The sequence below is a fragment of the Salmonella sp. 32120201201600049SM genome (assembly GCF_017572835.1).
In the GTDB taxonomy this organism is placed as follows: Bacteria; Pseudomonadota; Gammaproteobacteria; order Enterobacterales; family Enterobacteriaceae; genus Salmonella; species Salmonella enterica.
In genome coordinates, this window is record NZ_JAGESA010000012.1 from 14,893 (window position 1) to 38,399 (window position 23,507).

Here is a 23,507-nt window from a genome sequence, read left to right on the forward strand (position 1 = left end):
TAGCAGGAAGGAACAGCATGACAGATGTAACCCTAAAAGCGCTGGCCGCAGAGAGACAGGTTTCCGTGGATCGCCTGGTACAGCAGTTTGCTGATGCAGGTATCCGGAAATCTGCTGACGACTCTGTGTCCGCACAAGAAAAACAGACTTTACTGGCGCACCTGAACCGCGAAGCGGTTTCTGGTCCCGATAAACTGACGCTGCAGCGTAAGACGCGCAGCACCCTGAACATTCCAGGTACCGGTGGAAAAAGTAAATCGGTACAAATCGAAGTCCGCAAGAAGCGCACCTTTGTGAAACGCGATCCGCAAGAGGCTGAACGCCTGGCCGCGGAAGAGCAGGCGCAGCGTGAAGCGGAAGAGCAAGCCCGTCGTGAGGCAGAAGAACAGGCCAAACGCGAGGCGCAACAAAAAGCTGAACGCGAGGCCGCAGAACAAGCTAAGCGTGAAGCCGCTGAAAAAGCGAAACGTGAAGCTGCGGAAAAAGACAAAGTGAGCAATCAACAGACTGACGATATGACCAAAACCGCCCAGGCCGAAAAAGCCCGCCGTGAGAATGAAGCTGCAGAGCTGAAGCGTAAAGCGGAAGAAGAAGCACGTCGCAAACTCGAAGAAGAAGCGCGTCGTGTAGCAGAAGAAGCTCGCCGCATGGCGGAAGAAAACAAATGGACCGCAACGCCTGAGCCAGTAGAAGACACCAGTGACTATCATGTCACCACTTCTCAGCACGCTCGCCAGGCCGAAGACGAAAACGATCGTGAAGTAGAAGGCGGTCGTGGTCGTGGCCGTAATGCAAAAGCGGCGCGTCCGGCGAAAAAAGGCAAACATGCCGAATCTAAAGCCGATCGCGAAGAAGCGCGTGCTGCGGTTCGCGGCGGTAAAGGCGGCAAGCGTAAAGGATCTTCTTTACAGCAAGGCTTCCAGAAGCCCGCTCAGGCCGTTAACCGCGACGTGGTGATCGGTGAAACCATCACCGTTGGCGAACTGGCGAACAAGATGGCGGTGAAAGGTTCTCAGGTCATCAAAGCGATGATGAAGCTGGGCGCCATGGCCACCATCAACCAGGTCATCGACCAGGAAACCGCACAGCTGGTTGCCGAAGAGATGGGCCACAAAGTTATCCTGCGTCGTGAAAACGAACTGGAAGAAGCGGTAATGAGCGACCGTGATACCGGCGCTGCGGCTGAACCGCGCGCACCGGTTGTGACCATCATGGGCCACGTTGACCACGGTAAAACCTCTCTGCTGGACTACATTCGTTCCACGAAAGTGGCCTCTGGCGAAGCGGGCGGCATTACCCAGCACATCGGTGCCTACCACGTTGAAACTGACAACGGGATGATCACCTTCCTGGACACCCCGGGCCACGCCGCGTTTACTTCTATGCGTGCTCGTGGTGCGCAGGCAACGGATATCGTGGTTCTGGTGGTAGCGGCAGACGACGGCGTGATGCCGCAGACTATCGAAGCTATCCAGCACGCGAAAGCGGCAGGTGTGCCGGTCGTGGTTGCGGTGAACAAAATCGATAAGCCGGAAGCCGATCCGGATCGCGTTAAGAACGAACTGTCCCAGTACGGCATTCTGCCGGAAGAGTGGGGCGGCGAGAGCCAGTTCGTTCACGTGTCTGCGAAAGCAGGTACCGGTATCGACGAACTGCTGGACGCTATCCTGCTGCAGGCCGAAGTTCTGGAACTGAAAGCGGTACGCAAAGGTATGGCGAGCGGTGCGGTTATCGAATCCTTCCTGGATAAAGGTCGTGGTCCGGTGGCTACCGTTCTGGTACGCGAAGGTACGCTGCATAAGGGCGATATCGTGCTGTGTGGCTTCGAATACGGTCGCGTGCGTGCGATGCGTAACGAACTGGGTCAGGAAGTGCTGGAAGCGGGTCCGTCCATTCCGGTGGAAATCCTCGGCCTGTCCGGCGTTCCGGCTGCGGGTGACGAAGTGACCGTGGTTCGCGACGAGAAGAAAGCGCGTGAAGTGGCTCTGTATCGTCAGGGTAAATTCCGTGAAGTTAAACTGGCTCGTCAGCAGAAATCTAAACTCGAGAACATGTTCGCCAACATGACCGAAGGCGAAGTTCACGAAGTGAACATCGTGCTGAAGGCCGACGTACAGGGTTCTGTGGAAGCGATCTCCGACTCTTTGCTGAAACTGTCTACCGACGAAGTGAAAGTGAAGATCATCGGTTCTGGCGTAGGTGGTATCACCGAAACCGACGCGACCCTGGCTGCGGCGTCCAACGCCATTCTGGTGGGCTTCAACGTTCGTGCCGATGCCTCTGCGCGTAAAGTGATCGAATCTGAAAGCCTGGATCTGCGTTACTACTCCGTCATCTATAACCTGATCGACGAAGTGAAAGCGGCGATGAGCGGTATGCTGTCTCCGGAACTGAAACAGCAGATCATCGGTCTGGCTGAAGTGCGCGATGTGTTCAAATCGCCGAAATTCGGCGCGATCGCGGGCTGTATGGTTACCGAAGGTACGATTAAACGCCATAACCCAATCCGCGTACTGCGCGACAACGTGGTTATCTATGAAGGCGAGCTGGAATCCCTGCGCCGCTTCAAAGATGACGTTAACGAAGTCCGTAACGGCATGGAATGTGGTATCGGCGTGAAGAACTACAACGACGTTCGCGTTGGCGATATGATTGAAGTATTCGAAATTATCGAGATCCAACGTACCATCGCTTAATCTTCGTCGTCTTTTGGGCCGCAACGGCGTTGGCTGCGCTCGCTCACCCCGGTCACATAGTTATCTATGCTCCCGGGGATTTACGAGCTTGCCGCCTTGTTGCAATCCAAAATCCTTAGAAGATGATTAGGCGTAGGCCGGGTAAGCGAAGCGCCACCCGGCAAGAAATTTAAAAAGGGGCTTATGGCCCCTTTTTTGTCTTTATTCTGGAGAATTTATTATGGCGAAAGAATTTGGTCGCCCTCAGCGCGTAGCGCAAGAGATGCAAAAAGAGATCGCAATCATCCTGCAGCGCGAAATTAAAGACCCGCGCCTGGGCATGATGACTACCGTCTCCGGTGTCGAAATGTCCCGTGACCTGGCCTATGCCAAAGTGTTTGTCACCTTTTTGAACGACAAAGATGAAGACGCAGTAAAAGCGGGCATCAAAGCGTTGCAGGAAGCGTCTGGTTTCATCCGCAGCTTGCTGGGTAAAGCGATGCGTCTGCGCATCGTACCGGAACTGACCTTCTTCTACGACAACTCGCTGGTGGAAGGGATGCGTATGTCCAACCTGGTGACTAACGTGGTGAAACATGACGAAGAACGTCGTGTGAACCCGGACGACAGCAAGGAGGACTGATGAGTCGTCCTCGTCGTCGTGGCCGCGACATTCACGGCGTTCTGCTGCTGGATAAGCCGCAGGGTATGTCCAGCAATGACGTGCTGCAGAAAGTTAAGCGCATCTACAATGCCAACCGCGCCGGGCATACCGGCGCGCTGGACCCGCTGGCGACCGGCATGTTGCCGATTTGCCTCGGCGAAGCGACAAAATTTTCGCAGTACCTGCTGGATTCTGACAAACGCTATCGTGTTATTGCCCGTCTGGGGCAGCGCACGGATACCTCTGACGCCGATGGTCAAATCGTGCAGGAGCGTCCGGTGACTTTCAGCGCTGAGCAGCTTGCGAGCGCGCTGGAGACCTTTCGTGGGGATATCGAACAGATTCCCTCGATGTATTCGGCGCTGAAGTATCAGGGCAAGAAACTGTACGAATATGCCCGCCAGGGTATCGAAGTGCCGCGCGAAGCCCGCCCGATTACCGTCTATGAGCTGCTGTTTATTCGCCATGAAGGTAACGAGCTGGAGCTGGAAGTTCATTGCTCCAAAGGCACCTATATTCGTACCATTATTGATGATTTAGGTGAGAAACTGGGCTGTGGCGCGCACGTAACGTACCTGCGTCGTCTGACGGTCAGCAAGTATCCGGTGGATCGTATGGTGACGCTGGAGCATTTGCAGACGCTGGTAGCACAGGCGGAACAGCAGGGCGTTCCGGCGGCGCAGTTGCTCGATCCATTATTGATGCCAATGGACAGTCCAGCTTCGGACTATCCTGTTGTTAATCTGCCATTAACATCTTCGGTATACTTCAAAAATGGCAACCCGGTTCGTACCACGGGCGCGCCGTTGAAGGGACTGGTTCGTGTGACGGAAGGTGAAGACGATAAATTTATCGGTATGGGCGAAATTGACGACGAAGGCCGTGTCGCGCCTCGTCGGCTGGTAGTAGAGTACCCGGCGTAATGTCGCTTCGTCTTGCGATAAGAGAGCGCTGCGAGTAGAATACCGCCGCTTAACGTCGCGTAAATTATTTAACAGTTTACGCGGCGTACACTGGGATCGCTGAATTAGAGATCGGCGTCCTCTCATTCTTAAATACTTTGGAGTTTTAAAATGTCTCTAAGTACTGAAGCTACAGCTAAAATCGTTTCTGAGTTCGGTCGTGACGCAAACGACACCGGTTCTACCGATGTTCAGGTTGCTCTGTTGACTGCACAGATTAACCACCTGCAGGGTCACTTTGCAGAGCATAAAAAAGATCACCACAGCCGTCGTGGTCTGCTGCGTATGGTTTCTCAGCGTCGTAAACTGCTCGACTACCTGAAACGTAAAGATGTTGCACGCTACACCGCGCTGATTGAGCGTCTGGGTCTGCGTCGCTAATTCTTTCGAGTTTCAGAAAGAGGGGGCCTTCATGGCCCCTTTTTTCCAGCAGATGGCAGCAATTCGCTGGAAACTAATGTATTGTTGCTATGAATGATCTTCCGTTGCAGAGGTTCGCGCGGCTAATGAGAGGCTTTACCCATATCAGGGTTAGGGTTGTCATTAGTCGCGAGGATGCGCAGAAGATCGGGTATTAACGACGGCGCGTATTATGCCGTCAAAAATTGGAAAGGATATTATTTTGCTTAATCCGATCGTTCGTAAATTCCAGTACGGTCAGCATACCGTTACGCTGGAAACTGGCATGATGGCGCGTCAGGCCACTGCCGCTGTTATGGTAAGCATGGATGACACCGCCGTATTCGTTACCGTTGTCGGCCAGAAAAAAGCCAAGCCAGGCCAGGACTTCTTCCCACTGACCGTTAACTATCAGGAGCGTACCTACGCTGCTGGTCGTATCCCGGGCAGCTTCTTCCGTCGTGAAGGCCGTCCAAGCGAAGGCGAAACCCTGATTGCGCGTCTGATTGACCGCCCGGTTCGTCCGCTGTTCCCGGAAGGCTTCGTTAACGAAGTGCAGGTTATTGCGACCGTCGTTTCCGTTAACCCGCAGGTTAACCCAGACATCGTTGCCATGATCGGCGCATCCGCTGCGCTGTCGCTGTCCGGCATTCCGTTCAACGGCCCAATCGGCGCGGCGCGCGTAGGTTACATCAATGACCAGTACGTGCTGAACCCAACCCAGGACGAGCTGAAAGAAAGCAAGCTGGACCTGGTGGTTGCCGGTACCGAAGCGGCTGTGCTGATGGTGGAATCCGAAGCTGAACTGCTGAGCGAAGACACTATGCTGGGCGCGGTGGTATTCGGTCACGAGCAGCAGCAGGTTGTTATCCAGGCGATCAACGATCTGGTGAAAGAAGCCGGTAAACCGCGTTGGGACTGGCAGCCGGAAGCCGTCAACGACGCGTTGAACGCGCGTGTTGCTGCGCTTGCTGAATCTCGTCTGAGCGACGCGTACCGCATTACCGATAAACAAGAGCGCTATGCTCAGGTTGACGTAATCAAATCCGAAACCATCGAGCAGCTTATTGCAGAAGATGAAACTCTGGATGCTAACGAGCTGGGCGAAATCCTGCACGCCATCGAGAAAAACGTGGTGCGTAGCCGCGTACTGGCAGGCGAGCCGCGTATTGATGGCCGTGAAAAAGACATGATCCGTGGTCTGGACGTGCGCACTGGCGTACTGCCGCGTACTCACGGTTCCGCTCTGTTTACCCGTGGTGAAACGCAGGCGCTGGTTACCGCGACTCTGGGTACTGCCCGTGACGCGCAGGTGCTTGATGAACTGATGGGCGAGCGCACTGACAGCTTCCTGTTCCACTACAACTTCCCTCCGTACTCCGTAGGCGAAACCGGCATGGTCGGTTCTCCGAAGCGTCGTGAAATTGGTCACGGTCGTCTGGCGAAGCGCGGCGTGCTGGCAGTGATGCCGGACATGGATAAATTCCCGTACACCGTTCGCGTGGTGTCTGAAATCACCGAATCCAACGGTTCTTCTTCTATGGCTTCCGTGTGCGGCGCTTCTCTGGCGCTGATGGACGCTGGCGTGCCAATTAAAGCCGCCGTAGCAGGTATCGCTATGGGTCTGGTGAAAGAAGGCGACAACTACGTTGTACTGTCTGACATTCTGGGCGACGAAGATCACCTGGGCGATATGGACTTCAAAGTGGCGGGTTCCCGCGACGGTATCTCTGCGCTGCAGATGGATATCAAAATTGAAGGTATCACCAAAGAGATCATGCAGGTTGCGTTGAACCAGGCTAAAGGTGCGCGTCTGCACATCCTGGGCGTGATGGAACAGGCGATCAACGCGCCGCGCGGCGATATCTCTGAATTTGCGCCGCGTATCCATACCATCAAGATCAGTACGGACAAGATCAAAGACGTGATCGGTAAAGGCGGTTCTGTGATCCGCGCGCTGACTGAAGAGACCGGCACCACCATCGAAATTGAAGATGACGGTACTGTGAAGATCGCGGCGACCGACGGTGAAAAAGCGAAATACGCTATCCGTCGTATCGAAGAGATCACCGCAGAGATCGAAGTCGGCCGTATCTACAATGGTAAAGTGACCCGTATCGTTGACTTTGGCGCGTTTGTTGCCATCGGCGGCGGTAAAGAAGGTCTGGTTCACATCTCTCAAATCGCGGATAAGCGTGTAGAGAAAGTGACCGACTATCTGCAGATGGGTCAGGAAGTCCCGGTTAAGGTTCTGGAAGTTGACCGCCAGGGCCGTGTACGTCTGAGCATTAAAGAAGCAACCGAGCAGTCTCAACCTGCGGCTGCGCCGGAAGCTCCGGCGAGCGAACAGGCCGAGTAAGGTAGCCTTTTGCCCTCCGCAGTGCGGAGGGCTTTAGACCTGGCTGGACGCCTTGTTGAGCCACCGGGGAACAGGACGTTCATTCAATCGTTGTCTTCGGGAGTGGGAAATGAAGCCTTTTTTGCGCTGGTGTTTCGTTGCGACAGCACTTACGCTTGCAGGATGCAGTAATTCCGCTTGGCGTAAAAGTGAAGTCCTCGCAGTACCATTGCAACCGACTTTACAGCAGGAAGTGATTCTGGCGCGTATGGAACAGATTCTTGCCAGTCGGGCTTTAACCGATGACGAACGCGCACAGCTTTTATATGAGCGCGGAGTGTTGTATGATAGTCTTGGTTTGAGGGCATTAGCGCGAAATGATTTTTCACAAGCGCTGGCAATCAGACCGGATATGCCTGAAGTATTCAATTACTTAGGCATTTATTTAACGCAGGCAGGCAATTTTGATGCTGCCTATGAAGCGTTTGATTCTGTACTAGAGCTTGATCCAACTTACAACTACGCGCACTTAAACCGCGGTATCGCATTGTATTACGGCGGCCGTGATAAGTTAGCGCAAGATGATCTGCTGGCGTTTTATCAAGACGATCCCAATGATCCTTACCGCAGCCTGTGGCTGTATCTTGTTGAGCAGAAGCTTAATGAGAAGCAGGCGAAAGAAGCGTTAAAAGCACGCTTCGAAAAATCGGATAAAGAGCAATGGGGATGGAACATTGTCGAGTTCTACCTGGGCGACATTAGCGAAGCAACGCTGATGGAAAGGCTCAAGGCGGACGCAACGGATAACACCTCGCTCGCTGAGCATCTCAGTGAAACCAACTTCTATTTAGGTAAGTATTACCTAAGTCTGGGGGATTTGGACAGCGCCACGGCTCTGTTCAAACTGGCGGTGGCCAACAACGTTCATAACTTTGTTGAGCACCGATACGCATTGTTGGAATTATCGCTCCTGGGCCAGGACCAAGATGACCTGGCAGAATCGGACCAGCAATAGCTGACGAACATATCAGCCCGTAATCTTTTTGATTGCCATCACCTTCGCGGGTGAGGGCGTTGTTGTTCGTTAATACACCTACTTTGAGCCGGTTCACACTTTTCAATGAAAATTGCAGATCAATTTCATGATGAGTTATGTAGACTGGCCGCCATTAATTTTGAGGCACACGTACTACATGGCTGAATTCGAAACCACTTTTGCAGATCTGGGGCTGAAGGCTCCTATCCTTGAAGCCCTTACCGATCTGGGTTACGAAAAACCATCTCCAATCCAGGCAGAGTGCATTCCGCATCTGCTGGGCGGTCGCGACGTGCTGGGCATGGCCCAGACCGGTAGCGGCAAAACCGCAGCGTTCTCTTTACCGCTGCTCAACAATCTTGATCCTGAGCTGAAGGCACCTCAGATTCTGGTGCTGGCGCCAACCCGCGAACTGGCGGTACAGGTTGCCGAAGCCATGACGGATTTCTCTAAACACATGCGCGGCGTAAACGTGGTTGCCCTGTACGGCGGTCAGCGTTATGACGTGCAGTTACGCGCCCTGCGTCAGGGGCCGCAGATCGTTGTCGGTACGCCGGGACGTCTGCTTGATCACTTAAAACGCGGCACCCTCGACCTCTCTAAACTGAGTGGTCTGGTGCTGGATGAAGCCGACGAAATGCTGCGTATGGGCTTCATCGAAGACGTTGAAACTATTATGGCGCAGATCCCGGAAGGTCATCAGACCGCTCTGTTCTCCGCCACCATGCCGGAAGCGATTCGTCGCATTACCCGCCGCTTTATGAAAGAGCCGCAGGAAGTGCGCATTCAGTCCAGCGTGACTACCCGTCCTGACATCAGCCAGAGCTACTGGACTGTCTGGGGTATGCGTAAAAACGAAGCGCTGGTGCGTTTCCTGGAAGCGGAAGACTTTGATGCGGCGATTATCTTCGTGCGTACCAAAAACGCGACCCTGGAAGTAGCAGAAGCGCTGGAACGTAGCGGCTACAACAGCGCCGCGTTGAATGGCGATATGAACCAGGCGCTGCGTGAGCAGACTCTGGAACGCCTGAAAGATGGTCGTCTGGACATCCTGATCGCCACCGATGTTGCGGCACGTGGTCTGGACGTTGAACGTATCAGCCTGGTGGTGAACTACGATATCCCGATGGACTCCGAGTCCTACGTTCACCGTATCGGTCGTACCGGTCGTGCGGGTCGCGCCGGTCGCGCGCTGCTGTTCGTTGAGAACCGCGAGCGTCGTCTGCTGCGCAACATCGAACGCACCATGAAGCTGACCATTCCGGAAGTGGAACTGCCGAACGCAGAACTGCTGGGCAAACGCCGTCTGGAAAAATTCGCCGCGAAAGTTCAGCAGCAACTGGAAAGCAGCGATCTGGATCAGTACCGTGCGTTGCTGGCGAAAATCCAGCCGTCTGCTGAAGGTGAAGAGCTGGATCTCGAAACGCTGGCCGCCGCACTGCTGAAAATGGCGCAGGGCGAGCGTCCGCTGATTCTGCCGCCGGATGCGCCGATGCGTCCTAAGCGTGAATTCCGTGACCGTGACGACCGTGGTCCGCGCGAGCGTAATGACCGTGGCCCGCGTGGCGATCGTGAAGAACGTCCGCGTCGTGAACGTCGTGACGTTGGCGATATGCAGTTATACCGCATTGAAGTGGGCCGTGATGACGGCGTTGAAGTTCGTCATATCGTGGGCGCTATCGCTAACGAAGGCGACATCAGCAGCCGTTACATTGGCAACATTAAGCTGTTCGCGTCTCACTCCACCATCGAGCTGCCGAAAGGTATGCCGGGCGAAGTGCTCCAGCACTTCACGCGTACCCGCATTCTGAACAAGCCGATGAATATGCAGCTGTTGGGTGATGCGGTTCCGCACGCGGGCGGCGAACGTCGCGGCGGTGGTCGTAGCTTCAGTGGCGAACGTCGTGAAGGCGGTCGTAATTTCAGCGGCGAACGTCGTGAAGGTGGTCGTGGTGATGGTCGTCGCTTCAGCGGCGAGCGTCGTGAAAGCCGTGGTCCGCGTCGTGATGACTCTACCGGTCGCCGTCGTTTCGGCGGTGATGCGTAACTCACGCTGACCTGCGCATTCACAGCGTAAAGTAAAATATACAGCCCCGATCGTCACAATCGGGGCTTTTTTTATTTCTTTTGTACTCATGTACTGGTACAGTGCAACGTATTGAGAGATAGTCACATTATAAATGACTGGAGAGAGAGCTGAATGGCAACACTTACCACCACCCAAACGTCACCTTCGTTGCTTGGCGGCGTGGTGATTATCGGCGGCACCATCATTGGCGCGGGGATGTTCTCCCTGCCGGTGGTCATGTCCGGGGCGTGGTTCTTCTGGTCGATGGCGGCGCTGGTCTTTACCTGGTTTTGTATGCTGCACTCCGGGCTGATGATCCTCGAAGCCAACCTGAACTATCGTATTGGCTCCAGTTTCGACACCATCACCAAAGATCTGTTGGGGAAAGGCTGGAACATTGTTAACGGCATTTCTATTGCCTTTGTGCTCTACATCCTGACTTACGCCTATATCTCGGCGAGCGGCTCGATTCTGCATCATACCTTTGCTGAGATGTCACTGAACGTTCCGGCGCGAGCGGCAGGTTTTGCCTTTGCGCTACTGGTGGCGTTTGTTGTGTGGCTGAGTACGGAGGCGGTCAGCCGGATGACGGCGATTGTGCTGGGCGCGAAAGTGATTACTTTCTTCCTGACCTTCGGCAGCCTGTTAGGGCACGTTCAGCCTGCCACGTTGTTTAACGTGGCTGAAAGCCACGCGTCATATACGCCGTACCTGCTGATGACGCTGCCATTTTGTCTGGCCTCTTTTGGTTATCACGGTAACGTACCGAGCCTGATGAAATATTACGGCAAAGATCCGCGCACCATCGTGAAATGCCTGATTTATGGGACGTTACTGGCGCTGGCGCTCTATTCCGTCTGGCTGCTGGGGACGATGGGCAACATCCCACGTCCGGAATTTATCGGCATTGCGCAGAAAGGCGGCAATATTGATGTGCTGGTACAGGCGTTGAGCGGCGTGCTGAACAGCCGCAGCCTGGATCTGCTGCTGGTGGTGTTCTCTAACTTTGCGGTCGCCAGTTCCTTCCTCGGCGTGACGCTGGGGCTGTTTGACTATCTGGCGGATCTGTTTGGTTTTGATGACTCGGCAATGGGGCGTTTCAAAACGGCACTGCTGACGTTTGTCCCGCCAATTGTCGGTGGCCTGCTGTGGCCGAACGGTTTTCTGTACGCCATTGGTTATGCAGGTTTAGCTGCAACTATCTGGGCTGCCATTGTGCCAGCGCTGTTGGCACGTAAATCCCGCGAACGTTTCGGCAGCCCGAAATTCCGTGTCTGGGGCGGTAAACCGATGATTGCCCTGATTCTGGTCTTCGGTGTCGGCAATGCGGTTATCCATATCCTGTCGAGCGTTAACCTGCTGCCAGTGTACCAGTAGAAAAATTGCCCGGTGGCGCTACGCTTACCGGGCCTACAGAGATTGAGTAGTCTGGATAAGGCGCAGCCACCATCCGGCACAAATTGTACTACCCCAACAATTCCTGCTTCACATCCATCGCCAAATCAAATGAGTGTAGCCGCGCCTGGTGATCAAAAATCTGGCCGTTAACCATAATTTCATCAGCCTGGGTTTCACGCAAGATAGCCTCCAGCCCGTGTCGCACTTTCGCCTTATCACCGACCAGCGACATACTCAGCGCCTGTTGCACGCCATACTGCTCGGATGGCGACCAGAAGGTCTCCATATTCTCAATCGGCGGCGGCAGTTGGCCGGTTTCCCCACGGCGTAGCTTCACGAAAGCCTGCTGCATGGAGGTAAACAGGAATTCGGCGTCGCGGTTGCTGTCGGCGGCGATAATATTGATACACACCATCGCGTACGGTTTTTCCAGCCGCGCTGAAGGTTTGAACTGGGTACGGTACAGATGCAGCGCCTGGAACAACATATCCGGCGCGAAATGCGAAGCAAAGGCGAACGGCAGACCAAGCTGGGCCGCCAGTTGCGCGCTATACAGGCTGGAGCCCAGCAGCCAGACCGGGACCTGCTCGCCGTAGCCGGGCACCGGGCGCACATGCGGATTAGGGTCGCGAGCGTCGAACCAGTCCACCAGCTCTGCGACATCGCGTGGAAAGTTATCGATATCGCCGCTCATATGGCGACGTAGCGCGCGCATCGTCGGCTGATCGCTACCCGGCGCGCGTCCCAACCCTAAGTCGATACGTCCCGGATAGAGCGTATTCAGCGTGCCGAACTGCTCGGCAATCACCAGCGGTGAATGGTTAGGCAGCATCACGCCGCCGGAGCCAAGATGTAATGTTGTGGTATTGGCCGCCAGATAACCAATCAATACCGAGGTCGCCGCGCTGGCGATACCGGTCATGTTGTGATGTTCTGCCAGCCAGTAGCGGTGATAACCGCGCTTTTCAGCCAGCCGTGCGAGATCCAGCGAGTGCGTGAAGGCTTCTTTTGCCGAAGATCCTTCAGGGATCGGCGCCAGATCCAGCACCGAGAACGGAATAGTTTTGTCAGTCATAACGGCTCACTTTGTTACCGGTTAATCTTTTAATACTGCATTAAAGATTAGCGAATGTTGTTAACAAAGTGAGCTTTATGAGACTGACGGCAAAAACAATACCCGATGGCGCTGCGCTTATCGGGCCTACGGGATCGCTATTTGTAGGCCGGATAAGGTATTGATGCCGCCATCCGGCTAGGACTGTAGCTCCAGCCCGGCCAGCCGCTTCCAGTAGCCGTTGCAGTCGCTATGCGCGGCAAGCGCTAATGGCGCGCCGCCGTTTTCGTTAGCGCGAAAGGCATCAAGCATGGCAAATGTCTCCGTACCCAACGGCGACAGCCGCACGATATCGACCAATCCCTGCATCGACGTCAGTTCGTTGCCAAGGTTATAGACATAGCCGCTCATGGTCTGAATACCGTTAAGCACAAACACCTGCTGATTCTCTTGCGAGAGCACGTCACGACCGTTTGGATACTTGATACAGCAGGTTTCGCACTCATCTTTCGGGCGGTCTTCCGAACGGGCGGTAAAGCAGCGAGCGGAGTAGGCCAGCGGCAGATGCCCGTAGCTCAACACTTCCACTTCAAACTGATTGCGGATGCCCAGTTCATCGCACTGATTAAGCAAATTCACCAGCCAGTCGCGGGACAGCTCCACCGGCATACACCAGCGTACCATGCCTTCTTTCAGCAACCGGCGCAGCGTGACCGCGTTGTAGCAGTTCAGCGCATGGCCGGCGACAAACGGCAGTTTGCGCTCGGCGCACAGATTCACCACGCCAAGATCGCTGGCTTCCAGCAGAAAATCGCCGTTGTCCACATAGCGTTTCAGCTCGCTTAATTCAGATGACGCCTGTACCAGCGCCAGGGTGGAGAGCGCCACCTGCTTACCGCTGGCGGCGAGGGATTTCGCCATTTCCAGCCAGTCGCCGACTTTGGTTGCGCGACGCTTGCTGCACACCGCTTCGCCCAGATAAATGACATCAGCGCTGCTTTTTGCGGCCTGCTGATAAAAATCTTCCAGCGTCTCTTTCGGCCAGTAATAAAGCACCGGTCCTAAGGAATATTTCATAGCTCCTCTCACTGCCATTTACGGTGATATGCGCCAAGCGTGGTTTGGGTGCCTTCGGACATCGCGCCGAGCGTCTCCATCCAGTCGCGCTGTGGAACGAAGTTTTGCGGGGCGGCTTTGCAGCGATCGATCGCCTGGCGCCACACTTTCGCCACCTGGCTGACGTAGGCCGGGCTGCGCTGGCGGCCTTCGATCTTCACCGAAGCGATGTTCGCCGCCATGAGCTCCGGCAGCAGTTCCAGCGTGTTCAGGCTGGTTGGCTCCTCCAGCGCGTGATAGCGCTCGCCGTCCACTAAATAGCGGCCTTTACACAGCGTTGGGTAGCCTGCGTTTTCGCCATCCTGGTAACGGTCAATCAGGACATCATTCAGGCGCGATTCCAGCCCCTGCGGCGTTTGCTGCCAGCGGACAAAGCGGGCGGGCGAGCAGGCGCCGACGGTATTGGGCGACTCCCCCGTCAGATAAGAAGAAAGATAGCAGCGACCTTCCGCCATAATGCACAGGCTGCCAAACGCGAATACCTCCAGCGGCACCGGCGTGACGCGGGCCAGTTGTTTTACCTGGTGAATCGACAGTACACGCGGCAGTACTACGCGGTGGACATCAAAGTTGCGGTGATAAAAGCGAATCGCCTCTTCGTTGGTTGCCGAGGCCTGAACGGAAACATGGCGCTCAATATGCGGGTAACGCTCTGCGGCATATTCCAGCATAGCGAGGTCGGCGAGAATCAACGCGTCGGCGCCAAGCTGCGCCGCCATATCCACGGCGCGCTGCCAGCGGGCATAGCCGTCCGGATGCGCAAAAGTATTAATGGCGATGTGTAATTTGCGGCGATGCTGGTGAACAAAACTCACCGCTTCCTGCAATTTTTTTTCGGTAAAGTTAAGGCCGGCAAAATGACGGGCATTGGTATCGTCTTTTAACCCGATATAAACGGCGTCAGCGCCGTTTTCGATGGCCGCCTTCAGCGCCGGGAGATTTCCGGCAGGGCAGAGCAGCTCCATAATTTATCCTGAGGGTTACGTCTGAGACGCAAAATTGTTAACGAACAGGGATTTTAGTTAACCTTGCTGCGACAATTTTTGATTTAAGGCAGTTAAAGGCGTATTGGTAACACCAATAATGGGGTAGAAAATCAGACCCAATTGTTGATTTACGCCGCCATGTGATTTATTGGATATGGCAAAATAACAGGACTATTGAAACAGGGAGTAAAGCTCGTGTTAGATAAACTGCGTTCACGCTTAGTCCATGCTGGCCCGTCTCTGATGAGTGTACCGGTTAAACTGACGCCCTTTGCGCTAAAGCGCCAGGTTCTGGAACAGGTTCTGAGCTGGCAGTTTCGTCAGGCGCTGGCCGATGGAGAGCTGGAATTCCTCGAAGGTCGTTGGTTAAGCATTCATGTTCGTGACATCGACTTAAAATGGTATACCACGGTTGAAAATGAAAAACTGATCGTTAGCCAGCAGGCGGATGCCGACGTCAGTTTTAGCGCCGACGCCAGCGATCTGCTAATGATTGCCGCCCGTAAACAGGACCCGGATACGCTCTTTTTCCAGCGTCGACTGGTCATTGAAGGCGATACTGAGTTAGGGTTGTATGTGAAGAATCTGATGGACGCCATCGAACTGGAGCAGATGCCGAAAGCGTTACGCGTTATGCTGCTGCAACTGGCGGATTTTGTTGAGGCGGGTATGAAAAACTCGCCGGAAACCAAACAGACCTCGGTAGGTGAACCATGCTAATTCGAGTAGAAATTCCCATTGATGCGCCTGGTATTGATGCGCTGTTACGCCGTTCATTCGAAAGCGATGCGGAAGCGAAGCTGGTTCACGATTTGCGTGAAGATGGTTTTCTGACGCTCGGACTGGTGGCCACGGATGATGAAGGCCAGGTGGTGGGCTATGTCGCCTTTAGCCCGGTTGATGTGCAGGGCGAAGATTTACAGTGGGTCGGCATGGCGCCGCTGGCGGTCGATGAAAAGTATCGCGGGCAAGGGCTGGCGCGCCAGTTAGTGTATGAAGGGCTGGATTCGCTCAACGAGTTCGGCTACGCGGCGGTCGTGACGCTGGGCGACCCGGCGTTATATAGCCGCTTCGGTTTTGAACTGGCCGCGCATTACGATCTTCACTGCCGTTGGCCCGGTACGGAAAGCGCTTTCCAGGTACACCGTTTGGCTGAGGATGCGCTGGAAGGCGTGACGGGGCTGGTGGAGTATCACGACCACTTCAATCGTTTTTAAGCACCGGCGTTTGCAGGCTGGACAGCAGCGCCTCAAACGCTTCGCGTTCCGTCACAAGGCGCTCCTTCTGGCGCTTTGTGAGCTGTTTGATGCGATACTCTATGCGCAGGGCCAGCGAGCGATCGCCGACCTGCGCCGCAAACGCCAGCGTTAACTCGCCTTTTCCCCGTAATGCTTTTGCGCCTTTTCCCGTTTGATGCTGCCTGTAACGACGCGCCACATCGGTGGTTATTCCGGTGTAAAGCGCATTGTCTGCAGTACGAATCAGATACAGATACCAGGGTGTCATTGTCGCCATCAGCATGATAATTTTCAGGTTCCCAGTATAAGCGAGAATAAAGATGGACACACTTACCGCTATTGGCCGTTGGCTGGCGAAACAACACGTGGTGACCTGGTGCGTACACCATGAGGGAGAGCTGTGGTGCGCCAATGCGTTTTATTTGTTTGATGCGCAAAACGTCGCGCTGTATCTGTTAACGGATGATAAAACCCGGCATGCGCAAATGTCCGGCGCGTGCGCGCCAGTTGCGGGAACGGTCAATGGTCAGCCGAAAACGGTGGCGCGCATTCGCGGCGTGCAGTTTAAAGGGGAAATTCGCCGTCTGGAGGGGCAGGAGAGCGACGCCGCGCGTAAAGCTTACCTTCGTCGCTTCCCGGTCGCCAGGGTGCTGCCAGCGCCGGTATGGGAAATCCGGCTGGATGAAATTAAATTCACCGACAACACGCTGGGGTTTGGTAAAAAACTGCACTGGTTACGCGACTCACGCGCCCAGCAGGCGTAGCGCCTCGCGGTTAAATGCCGGCAGGTCGTCAGGCGTGCGGCTGGTCACCAGCTGATCTTTATCGACGACGACTTCCTGATCGTAAAATTCCGCGCCCGCATTCTTCACATCGATAATAATCGGTTTCACCGCCGTGAGTTTGCGGCCACGAATGACATCGGCGCTGATCAACAACTGTGGGCCGTGGCAAATGGCAAAAACCGGTTTACCGCTGTTAACGAAATCGCGGGTAAAATCCACGAAACGGCTGTCGCCGCGCAGGTAGTCCGGCGAATGACCTCCCGGCAATAGCAAGGCGTCGAACTCGTCGGGACGAACGTCATCAATAGCCTTATCAATGGTGACGCTGGCCTCGCCTTTTTTTCCTTTCACCGTTTTACCCGCCTCTTTTTCGATGGTGATGACCTCATGGCCGGCCTGACGGAATTCTGCTGCCGGCGAGGTAAATTCTGAATCTTCAAATTCATCGGTAATCAAAACGGCAATTTTCTTACTCATGCGTTTCCTCCGCAGTGGTGGCGTCGGGTAAGGCAAATTTTCCACAATGATGGATACTTACCTCGTAGACTATTAAGCCTGGTCGATAGGGCCGAGAGTGCAAGGTGGACAAATCTGTAAAGGAGCGAGGATGAGTCAGGTACTGATTACCGGCGTGACCGGACTGGTCGGCGGACATCTGCTGAGAATGTTAATCAACACGCCGCAGGTGAGCGCTATCGCCGCGCCGACGCGTCGTCCGCTGACGGATATTGTCGGCGTTTATAACCCTCACGATCCGCAGCTTACCGACGCGTTAGCTCAGGTGACCGACCCGGTGGATATTGTTTTTTGCTGCCTGGGCACGACCCGGCGTGAAGCGGGAAGTAAAGCGGCGTTTATTCATGCGGATTATACGCTGGTGGTTGATACCGCGCTGACCGGGCGTCGACTGGGCGCGCAGCACATGTTGGTGGTCAGCGCAATGGGAGCAAACGCGCACTCTCCGTTTTTCTACAATCGGGTGAAAGGAGAAATGGAGGAGGCGTTAATCGCGCAAAATTGGCCTCGTTTGACGATTGCCCGGCCTTCTATGCTGTTCGGCGACAGAACAACGCGGCGGGTGAATGAAACGCTTTTCGCTCCGCTATTTCGGCTGTTGCCAGGAAACTGGAAATCGATCGATGCGCGGGATGTGGCGCGGGCCATGCTGGCGGAAGCGCTGGCGCCAGCACAAGAAGGCGTGACGATTCTGACCTCATCGCAACTGCGGGAAAAAGCGGGGTAGCGAAGCCGGATGATTTACCGGATGGCGACGCGGTTTACACATTTTTATCGCCACCCGGCACACCGGTTACTTAATATACGTAAAGGCGGTGGTCACGCGTTTCACGCCGCTCACCCGGCTGGCGATGTCCGCTGCCGCTTTACCTTCACGTTCAGTCACCAGGCCCAGCAGGAACACTTCGCCATTCTCGGTGGTGACTTTCACATTTGACGATTTTACCTGATCGCTGGTCAGTAGCTGTGAGCGAACTTTCGTGGTGATCCAGGTATCGTTAGAGGCGGTCCCCAGGCCGATAGGCTGACCCTGGCGAATCTCGTTATAGACCTCGGTGGTGCCTTCAACGCCCATCGCTATCTGTTTAGCGCGTGCGGAGAGTTCGCTGTTTGGCGACTGCCCCACTAACAAAACTTTGCCCTGATAAGCCGTGACATTGATGCGCGTCTCTTTTTTGATTTGCTCATCTTTCGACAGCGCGCTGCTGACACGCAGTTCCAGCGTTCCGTCATCCACCTGGGTGCCCACGCTACGCGGGTCGGTTGCGGCTTTGGTGCCGACGGCTGCCGTACCCACTACCGCGGCGGCGACGCAACCTTGCAATAGCAACGCAGAAATAAGGACTGCGAGCGGCGAAAATGCCTTCATGTGTACTCCTTAATCATCCTGGTGAGGAAAAAGCGTGTTATCGATCAAATCGCACAGGCAGTTTACCGTCAGCATATGCATTTCCTGAATGCGCGCGCTGTGGTGTGAAGGGATACGAATTTCGACATCCTGCGGCCCTAATAGTCCGGCCAGCTCACCCCCGTCATACCCGGTTAGCGCCACAATGGTCATGTCACGTGTGACGGCTGCTTCAACGGCTTTTACGATATCGCGACTATTACCACGCGTAGAGATCGCCAATAAAACATCGCCTGCATGTCCCAGCGCCCGGACTTGTTTTGCATAAACTTCATCGTGCAAGCGATCGTTAGCGATCGCAGTTAAGACCACATTATCGGTATTTAGTGCAATGGCGGGTAAACTGGGTCGCTCCGTTTCAAAGCGGTTAATCATGCTGGCAGCAAAATGCTGTGCGTTGGCCGCGGACGTCCCGTTTCCACAACAGAGGATTTTGTTGCCGTTAAGCAGGGAATGAACCAGCGTCATGGCGGCGCGGGAAATGGCATCCGGAAGCGCTTCCGCCGCAGCAATTTGAGTTTGAATGCTTTCTGTAAAGCAAACTTTGATTCTTTCGAGCACGCTAATCCTTAAAATCTTCAATTATGAGTGGTCGTTAAACGCATCCCGAAACCACTCAATCTCATTTCCGGTGAAGGCTAACACATCGAACCGACAATCCACAGTATCAAAACTCCCATTCTGGCGGGCGAGCCACAAGCGGGCAGTATGTAATAATTTGTGTTGCTTGCTGCGGGTCACACTAGCCGCTGCGCCGCCATAAAGCCCGGAGCGCCGATAGCGGACCTCAACAAAAACCGTCGTTTTTCCGTCGCGCATGATCAGATCGATTTCGCCGCCGCGCTCGCGCACGTTGGCGGCGATAAACTGCAGTCCTTTGCTTTCCAGCCAGCGACGCGCGGCAGCTTCCCACGCGTCGCCAGCCTGTTTACGCGTTAGCTGGCGGGAACAATCTCCCCTTGCTGGTATTTGAGCCATGATAACTTCCTGTTAATCACACAATCCGGGCTGGCGGTTAATGCGCCGGTATTGCCATTGATCTCAAATCCCTGCACCTGACGCATCTGCGAAAAGTGGTTCGCCAGCGTCCAGGCATCCACGCCCATGGCGTACATCCGCGCCAGAGAATAGTCGTTATGTACAGCGCTCAGCGCCTGCTGCATCAACGGCATATTGCCGCCTGCCAGCATAGGAATTTCACTGTATTGTAAACCCTCCATTTCCAGACGGAAGTCGGGGCCGGAGGTGCCTTGCGCGCTGCGAGAGCTGGCATACAGCGTCGCGCCGCTCTGGGTGCCGTTACGCATGGCGATCATCGGTTTGATAAAGCCAATCTCTTCCGGCGTAGCCAGAATATAGACCGCGTCTACGCGTCCGCCTCCGGTGATTTGCGCGTCGGTCGGCGGCGCAGGGATAGTCAGACCGCCAATGGTGACGCCAGGCTGCGCAGGCACGCTGGCGGCGACCGGACTGCCCGTCAACGCGATACCCGCGCCGCCGTTCACGCCCATTTTCAGCTCGGCTACGGAGCCGAATTTTTGCTGTAACACGATGCCGCCGCCCAGTTTTTGCCACTCCTGGGTGAAGGCGTTCGCCACGCGATCGCCAAGCGTGCTGCGTGGGATCAACAGCAGCGGCGACTGCTTGCCCTGGTCATAAATATGATGCGCCGCGTCACGGGCTTCATCTTCTGGAGAGAGCGCGAAATAGCAGATATTAGGGAAGCTACGTACCGTTTCCGGCTGGTTGAGCGCCAGCACGTTGAGCGGCGTGTTGCTTTTCATCAGCGCTTCCACATTGTTTTTCAACAGCGGCCCGACCACGATACTGGCGCCGTCTTGCTGAACTTGAGCAAGCACCTGATCCAACGGCTGGGAAGAGGTATCGTAGATTTTTAACTCAGCGGAGGGATCCGCCGGCGCGCTTGCTGTAGCAGGGGGAGTTTGTGGCGCGCTGACTGGCGTAGCGGACTGGGCTGGAGCGTCATCAGTCAGATCGCTCACCGAGGCCTGCGACGGACTGGCGACGCCGTTGGTCATTTGTGGCTGCGTCTCCTCCACGCCAGGTTCGACCGGCGCGTCAGGCGCGGCGGCAGGCTGCATCTCTACCGCCTGGGTGCCGAGGTTTTTCGCGGCTTCGAAACCTTGCTGGATGGTACGGCCAAACACGGCAGCCTGACCGTTCAGCGGCAGCAGCAGAGCGATTTTGCTGGTGGAAGCTGGTTTAAAACGTTGTACATTGACGAGCTGCGTCGGCAGCATTTTCGCCCCCGGATTTTGCGGGTAGCGTTTTTGCCAGTCGGCGATCCCGGCTTTCAGCATGTCCGGATCGTTGCGGTTGTCAAACCAGACGCGTTGCAGATCCAGCCAGCCCTGAAGCACATTTTCATCAGCGTTGATAACTAACGTCCTGGCCTGATCCGGCGTCATGGCGGAGAGCGCCTGCCAGGTGGCGTCGATATTTTTTTGTTTATCTTTCGCCGCCAGTAGCGGTTCCTGGGCGATTAACGCCCGCAACAGGGTAAGCGACGGGCGTCCCTGGCTGGCAACGATCTGCGCCTGCCAGTAACGCGCTTGCTGATGTGGCGCAAAGTCGGCGGGTTTTAGTTTATCCAGCAAGGCCTGCGCGCCTGCGACATCTTTTTGCGCCAGTTTGATTTCTACCGCTAATAAAGACTGTTCGCGACGCTGGGTATCGTTCAGATTTTGCGGGAGTTGGTTGAACAGGTCGACGGCCTGCTGGCTTTTTCCTTCTTTCAGCAGTGCATGAATGGCGAGTAATTGCCAGTTGGTCTTGCTATCATCTGCGCTTTGCTGCATCTGATGCAGGTAAAAGGCGGAGTCAGCTTGCGCTGAACCCTGCATATAGGCTGCGCTTTGATCTGGCGCCTGGGTGCCGCACCCGGCGAAAAGTAGCGCAGCCAGGACGACAGGCAGCGCACGTGCGGCGTTCAAACGAGAAAATGTTGAGGGTACCATACTGTATCCAGTGATATTTTTTTACGCAATGCTCAATATTAAATCGGCAATACGGACGACACAATGAAACAAAACGAATCGGCGGATAATTCTCAGGGCCAACTCTTTATTGTACCTACTCCTATCGGTAATCTGGCGGATATCACCCAGCGTGCGTTGGAGGTGTTACAGGCTGTAGATCTGATTGCCGCCGAGGATACTCGTCACACCGGTTTATTGCTGCAACATTTTGGGATTAATGCCCGATTGTTCGCGCTGCACGACCATAACGAACAACAAAAAGCGGAAACGCTGGTCGCGAAGCTAAAAGAAGGGCAGAACATTGCGCTGGTTTCCGACGCCGGTACGCCGCTGATTAACGATCCGGGCTACCACCTGGTGCGTACTTGTCGCGAAGCGGGGATTCGCGTGGTGCCGCTACCGGGGCCGTGTGCGGCGATTGCCGCCCTGAGCGCCGCTGGCCTGCCATCCGACCGTTTCTGCTATGAAGGCTTTTTACCGGCGAAATCCAAAGGCCGCCGTGATGCGCTAAAAGCCATTGAAACGGAACCGCGAACGCTGATTTTTTATGAGTCAACCCACCGCCTGTTAGATAGCCTGGAAGATATCGTCGCGGTATTGGGAGAATCCCGTTATGTGGTGCTGGCGCGTGAGCTGACCAAAACCTGGGAAACCATTCACGGCGCGCCGGTCGGCGAGCTGCTGGCGTGGGTCAAAGAAGATGAAAACCGTCGCAAAGGCGAAATGGTGCTGATTGTCGAAGGCCATAAAGCGCAAGAAGACGACCTGCCCGCCGACGCGCTGCGCACGCTGGCGCTGCTACAGGCAGAACTGCCGCTGAAAAAAGCGGCGGCGCTGGCAGCAGAAATTCACGGCGTGAAGAAAAATGCGCTGTATAAGTATGCGCTGGAGCAGCAGGAAGAATAAAAGCGAGCGCCCGGGAACCGCCTTTTATCGCCATCGCGTTAATACTCAATCAGGTGATTGATGTGGGTAAATTGATGGGGGCATTGGGCGGTGATAGCGGGCCGGACCTTTCCTTCGGGCTTACTCTCGCGATCAGCAACGCATAACCGACTCCTTTTTAGACGATCATTAATTCCACGCCTGTTTTCGCTAATGCCGCTTTATCCTGTTTGCTTATGGTGTCATCGGTTATCACACAGTCGATCTTGTCCATCGGTAATACCTGGTTAAAGCCGCGACGGTTAAATTTGGTCGCGTCCAGTACCGCGATAACTTTGTGTGCCGCCGCCGCCATGACGCCGCTAATGGAATAACCTTCGTTAAACGTGGTAATACCGTTTGTCGCATCAATGCCATCCGCCCCGACAAACATGACATCGGCGCTGATGCCGTGTAGCGATCGTTCTGCAATCGTGCCGTGCATTGAGTGGGTTTTATGCCGTACCGTACCGCCGCAGACCACCAGCGTGAGATCTTTATTTTCTGATAGCGTAAAAGCGGCAGGCAAGCTGTTAGTGATCACCGTAATATTGCTTTTTCGCGCGAGCGCTTCCGCAATCAGTAATGTTGTGCTCCCGCTATCCAGAATGATGGTCATTCCTTCTTCAACCATTGCCGCAGCCGCCTGGGCAATCCGCTTTTTCGGATCGCTGGCGAGTTGATACCGATCTTCCAGAATGACTTCCTGATTGTCGCCTTCCGCCAGATGACTTCCCGGTTTTGCCGCGCCGCCATGAAAACGGGTGACAAGGCCTTTCTCTTCCAGCAGACGCAGGTCAGCACGGATAGTCACTTCAGAAATACCAAAGGTATTTGAAAGGTCCATCACTAGCACGCTGCCTTGCGTATTAATCAGGTCGACAATTTTATTTCTTCGCTCAAATGAGTTCATATTGATTTGCCTGATAATTAACTGTAAC

Annotated in this window: 24 protein-coding genes; 14 read left to right on the forward strand and 10 right to left on the reverse strand. The window is 54.9% G+C overall.

The genetic code is table 11. From position 1 onward, the window contains the following. Positions 1 to 17 precede the first annotated feature (17 nt). The 9 genes from infB to mtr all read left to right on the forward strand — a co-directional run bounded on the left by infB (position 18) and on the right by mtr (position 11,519). Positions 18 to 2,696 (forward strand): translation initiation factor IF-2, encoded by a 2,679-nt coding sequence (gene infB, locus J4650_RS19080; RefSeq protein WP_000133064.1) that lies wholly within the window; start codon positions 18 to 20, stop codon positions 2,694 to 2,696. A gap of 220 nt (positions 2,697 to 2,916) precedes the next feature. Further along, positions 2,917 to 3,318 carry a 30S ribosome-binding factor RbfA gene (rbfA, locus tag J4650_RS19085; protein WP_001040199.1) on the forward strand — a complete coding sequence of 134 codons (402 nt, stop codon included), beginning with the start codon at positions 2,917 to 2,919 and terminating at the stop codon, positions 3,316 to 3,318. Further along, positions 3,318 to 4,262, forward strand: a complete 945-nt coding sequence (gene truB / locus J4650_RS19090; protein ID WP_000089674.1) for a tRNA pseudouridine(55) synthase TruB — start codon at positions 3,318 to 3,320, stop codon at positions 4,260 to 4,262. Before rbfA ends, truB begins: the two co-directional genes overlap by 1 nt. A gap of 150 nt (positions 4,263 to 4,412) precedes the next feature. Further along, positions 4,413 to 4,682 carry a 30S ribosomal protein S15 gene (gene rpsO, locus J4650_RS19095; RefSeq protein ID WP_000059465.1) on the forward strand — a complete coding sequence of 90 codons (270 nt, stop codon included), beginning with the start codon at positions 4,413 to 4,415 and terminating at the stop codon, positions 4,680 to 4,682. Between the two features lie 241 nt (positions 4,683 to 4,923). After that, positions 4,924 to 7,059 carry a polyribonucleotide nucleotidyltransferase gene (pnp, locus tag J4650_RS19100; RefSeq protein WP_001670767.1) on the forward strand — a complete coding sequence of 712 codons (2,136 nt, stop codon included), beginning with the start codon at positions 4,924 to 4,926 and terminating at the stop codon, positions 7,057 to 7,059. 109 nt (positions 7,060 to 7,168) lie between these two features. Then, positions 7,169 to 8,053 carry a lipoprotein NlpI gene (nlpI, locus tag J4650_RS19105; RefSeq protein WP_000802069.1) on the forward strand — a complete coding sequence of 295 codons (885 nt, stop codon included), beginning with the start codon at positions 7,169 to 7,171 and terminating at the stop codon, positions 8,051 to 8,053. 105 nt (positions 8,054 to 8,158) lie between these two features. After that, positions 8,159 to 8,239 carry a protein YrbN gene (gene yrbN, locus J4650_RS19110; protein ID WP_010723222.1) on the forward strand — a complete coding sequence of 27 codons (81 nt, stop codon included), beginning with the start codon at positions 8,159 to 8,161 and terminating at the stop codon, positions 8,237 to 8,239. Continuing rightward, positions 8,232 to 10,121, forward strand: coding sequence for an ATP-dependent RNA helicase DeaD (gene deaD / locus J4650_RS19115; RefSeq protein WP_000807252.1), 1,890 nt, complete (start codon positions 8,232 to 8,234; stop codon positions 10,119 to 10,121). The genes yrbN and deaD overlap by 8 nt, the downstream gene beginning before the upstream one ends. A gap of 153 nt (positions 10,122 to 10,274) precedes the next feature. Continuing rightward, complete coding sequence (gene mtr, locus J4650_RS19120) at positions 10,275 to 11,519, forward strand: tryptophan permease (RefSeq protein WP_023994015.1); 1,245 nt, start codon at positions 10,275 to 10,277, stop codon at positions 11,517 to 11,519. A gap of 88 nt (positions 11,520 to 11,607) precedes the next feature. Here mtr and J4650_RS19125 read toward each other — a convergent pair whose 3' ends face one another. From J4650_RS19125 to J4650_RS19135, 3 genes are all read right to left on the reverse strand, one after another. Further along, positions 11,608 to 12,615: an LLM class flavin-dependent oxidoreductase gene (locus J4650_RS19125; protein ID WP_023994016.1), complete on the reverse strand. Its 1,008-nt coding sequence runs from the start codon at positions 12,613 to 12,615 to the stop codon at positions 11,608 to 11,610. A gap of 177 nt (positions 12,616 to 12,792) precedes the next feature. After that, complete coding sequence (locus J4650_RS19130) at positions 12,793 to 13,689, reverse strand: U32 family peptidase (protein ID WP_077677855.1); 897 nt, start codon at positions 13,687 to 13,689, stop codon at positions 12,793 to 12,795. Continuing rightward, positions 13,680 to 14,675, reverse strand: a complete 996-nt coding sequence (locus tag J4650_RS19135; RefSeq protein ID WP_000421309.1) for a peptidase U32 family protein — start codon at positions 14,673 to 14,675, stop codon at positions 13,680 to 13,682. Before J4650_RS19135 ends, J4650_RS19130 begins: the two co-directional genes overlap by 10 nt. Before the next feature lie 216 nt (positions 14,676 to 14,891). On the opposite strand from J4650_RS19135, the gene J4650_RS19140 reads away from it, so the two are divergent. Both J4650_RS19140 and J4650_RS19145 read left to right on the forward strand, forming a co-directional pair. Then, positions 14,892 to 15,416: an SCP2 domain-containing protein gene (locus J4650_RS19140; protein ID WP_000884721.1), complete on the forward strand. Its 525-nt coding sequence runs from the start codon at positions 14,892 to 14,894 to the stop codon at positions 15,414 to 15,416. Beyond that, a complete protein-coding gene (locus tag J4650_RS19145; protein WP_000908562.1) occupies positions 15,410 to 15,913 on the forward strand; it encodes an N-acetyltransferase in 504 nt (167 codons plus the stop codon). Before J4650_RS19140 ends, J4650_RS19145 begins: the two co-directional genes overlap by 7 nt. Here J4650_RS19145 and J4650_RS19150 read toward each other — a convergent pair. Then, a complete protein-coding gene (locus J4650_RS19150) occupies positions 15,900 to 16,217 on the reverse strand; it encodes a GIY-YIG nuclease family protein (RefSeq protein ID WP_000928379.1) in 318 nt (105 codons plus the stop codon). The two genes, J4650_RS19145 and J4650_RS19150, sit on opposite strands and share 14 nt — an antisense overlap. Before the next feature lie 37 nt (positions 16,218 to 16,254). Here J4650_RS19150 and J4650_RS19155 point away from each other — a divergent pair, with 37 nt between their 5' ends. Beyond that, positions 16,255 to 16,698 carry a YhbP family protein gene (locus J4650_RS19155; RefSeq protein WP_000380404.1) on the forward strand — a complete coding sequence of 148 codons (444 nt, stop codon included), beginning with the start codon at positions 16,255 to 16,257 and terminating at the stop codon, positions 16,696 to 16,698. Here the strand turns inward: J4650_RS19155 and yhbO are convergent. Further along, positions 16,678 to 17,196 (reverse strand): protein/nucleic acid deglycase, encoded by a 519-nt coding sequence (yhbO, locus tag J4650_RS19160; protein ID WP_000037599.1) that lies wholly within the window; start codon positions 17,194 to 17,196, stop codon positions 16,678 to 16,680. The two genes, J4650_RS19155 and yhbO, sit on opposite strands and share 21 nt — an antisense overlap. Positions 17,197 to 17,326: 130 nt before the next feature. Between yhbO and J4650_RS19165 the strand changes: the two genes are divergently transcribed. Further along, entirely contained in the window at positions 17,327 to 17,962 is a 636-nt protein-coding gene (locus J4650_RS19165; protein WP_023994018.1) for an NAD(P)H-binding protein, read from the forward strand. 66 nt (positions 17,963 to 18,028) lie between these two features. Here J4650_RS19165 and dolP read toward each other — a convergent pair whose 3' ends face one another. The 4 genes from dolP to J4650_RS19185 are packed head-to-tail and all read right to left on the reverse strand — an operon-like array spanning position 18,029 to position 21,621. Beyond that, entirely contained in the window at positions 18,029 to 18,604 is a 576-nt protein-coding gene (dolP, locus tag J4650_RS19170; RefSeq protein WP_000643280.1) for a division/outer membrane stress-associated lipid-binding lipoprotein, read from the reverse strand. A gap of 9 nt (positions 18,605 to 18,613) precedes the next feature. Beyond that, positions 18,614 to 19,204 (reverse strand): DnaA initiator-associating protein DiaA, encoded by a 591-nt coding sequence (gene diaA / locus J4650_RS19175; protein ID WP_000893481.1) that lies wholly within the window; start codon positions 19,202 to 19,204, stop codon positions 18,614 to 18,616. Between the two features lie 21 nt (positions 19,205 to 19,225). Further along, complete coding sequence (locus tag J4650_RS19180; protein ID WP_023994019.1) at positions 19,226 to 19,621, reverse strand: YraN family protein; 396 nt, start codon at positions 19,619 to 19,621, stop codon at positions 19,226 to 19,228. Continuing rightward, positions 19,579 to 21,621 carry a penicillin-binding protein activator gene (locus J4650_RS19185; RefSeq protein ID WP_023206308.1) on the reverse strand — a complete coding sequence of 681 codons (2,043 nt, stop codon included), beginning with the start codon at positions 21,619 to 21,621 and terminating at the stop codon, positions 19,579 to 19,581. The genes J4650_RS19180 and J4650_RS19185 overlap by 43 nt, the downstream gene beginning before the upstream one ends. A gap of 63 nt (positions 21,622 to 21,684) precedes the next feature. On the opposite strand from J4650_RS19185, the gene rsmI reads away from it, so the two are divergent. Further along, positions 21,685 to 22,548, forward strand: a complete 864-nt coding sequence (rsmI, locus tag J4650_RS19190; protein ID WP_000812288.1) for a 16S rRNA (cytidine(1402)-2'-O)-methyltransferase — start codon at positions 21,685 to 21,687, stop codon at positions 22,546 to 22,548. Positions 22,549 to 22,705: 157 nt separating this feature from the next. Here rsmI and J4650_RS19195 read toward each other — a convergent pair whose 3' ends face one another. After that, positions 22,706 to 23,479, reverse strand: coding sequence for a DeoR/GlpR family DNA-binding transcription regulator (locus tag J4650_RS19195; RefSeq protein WP_001083899.1), 774 nt, complete (start codon positions 23,477 to 23,479; stop codon positions 22,706 to 22,708). Positions 23,480 to 23,507: the final 28 nt, after the last annotated feature.

Excerpts from the sequence above, each read along its gene's own strand:
- J4650_RS19125 (WP_023994016.1), bottom strand. The coding sequence starts at position 12,615 with ATGACTGACAAAACTATTCCGTTCTCGGTGCTGGATCTGGCGCCGATC.
- yrbN (WP_010723222.1), top strand. The coding sequence starts at position 8,159 with ATGAAAATTGCAGATCAATTTCATGATGAGTTATGTAGACTGGCCGCC.
- infB (WP_000133064.1), top strand. The coding sequence starts at position 18 with ATGACAGATGTAACCCTAAAAGCGCTGGCCGCAGAGAGACAGGTTTCC.
- dolP (WP_000643280.1), bottom strand. The coding sequence starts at position 18,604 with ATGAAGGCATTTTCGCCGCTCGCAGTCCTTATTTCTGCGTTGCTATTG.
- J4650_RS19185 (WP_023206308.1), bottom strand. The coding sequence starts at position 21,621 with ATGGTACCCTCAACATTTTCTCGTTTGAACGCCGCACGTGCGCTGCCT.
- J4650_RS19180 (WP_023994019.1), bottom strand. The coding sequence starts at position 19,621 with ATGGCTCAAATACCAGCAAGGGGAGATTGTTCCCGCCAGCTAACGCGT.
- J4650_RS19145 (WP_000908562.1), top strand. The coding sequence starts at position 15,410 with ATGCTAATTCGAGTAGAAATTCCCATTGATGCGCCTGGTATTGATGCG.
- rbfA (WP_001040199.1), top strand. The coding sequence starts at position 2,917 with ATGGCGAAAGAATTTGGTCGCCCTCAGCGCGTAGCGCAAGAGATGCAA.
- yhbO (WP_000037599.1), bottom strand. The coding sequence starts at position 17,196 with ATGAGTAAGAAAATTGCCGTTTTGATTACCGATGAATTTGAAGATTCA.
- mtr (WP_023994015.1), top strand. The coding sequence starts at position 10,275 with ATGGCAACACTTACCACCACCCAAACGTCACCTTCGTTGCTTGGCGGC.
- rpsO (WP_000059465.1), top strand. The coding sequence starts at position 4,413 with ATGTCTCTAAGTACTGAAGCTACAGCTAAAATCGTTTCTGAGTTCGGT.
- J4650_RS19195 (WP_001083899.1), bottom strand. The coding sequence starts at position 23,479 with ATGAACTCATTTGAGCGAAGAAATAAAATTGTCGACCTGATTAATACG.
- J4650_RS19135 (WP_000421309.1), bottom strand. The coding sequence starts at position 14,675 with ATGGAGCTGCTCTGCCCTGCCGGAAATCTCCCGGCGCTGAAGGCGGCC.
- nlpI (WP_000802069.1), top strand. The coding sequence starts at position 7,169 with ATGAAGCCTTTTTTGCGCTGGTGTTTCGTTGCGACAGCACTTACGCTT.
- J4650_RS19165 (WP_023994018.1), top strand. The coding sequence starts at position 17,327 with ATGAGTCAGGTACTGATTACCGGCGTGACCGGACTGGTCGGCGGACAT.
- J4650_RS19155 (WP_000380404.1), top strand. The coding sequence starts at position 16,255 with ATGGACACACTTACCGCTATTGGCCGTTGGCTGGCGAAACAACACGTG.
- truB (WP_000089674.1), top strand. The coding sequence starts at position 3,318 with ATGAGTCGTCCTCGTCGTCGTGGCCGCGACATTCACGGCGTTCTGCTG.
- J4650_RS19130 (WP_077677855.1), bottom strand. The coding sequence starts at position 13,689 with ATGGCAGTGAGAGGAGCTATGAAATATTCCTTAGGACCGGTGCTTTAT.
- J4650_RS19150 (WP_000928379.1), bottom strand. The coding sequence starts at position 16,217 with ATGCTGATGGCGACAATGACACCCTGGTATCTGTATCTGATTCGTACT.
- rsmI (WP_000812288.1), top strand. The coding sequence starts at position 21,685 with ATGAAACAAAACGAATCGGCGGATAATTCTCAGGGCCAACTCTTTATT.
- deaD (WP_000807252.1), top strand. The coding sequence starts at position 8,232 with ATGGCTGAATTCGAAACCACTTTTGCAGATCTGGGGCTGAAGGCTCCT.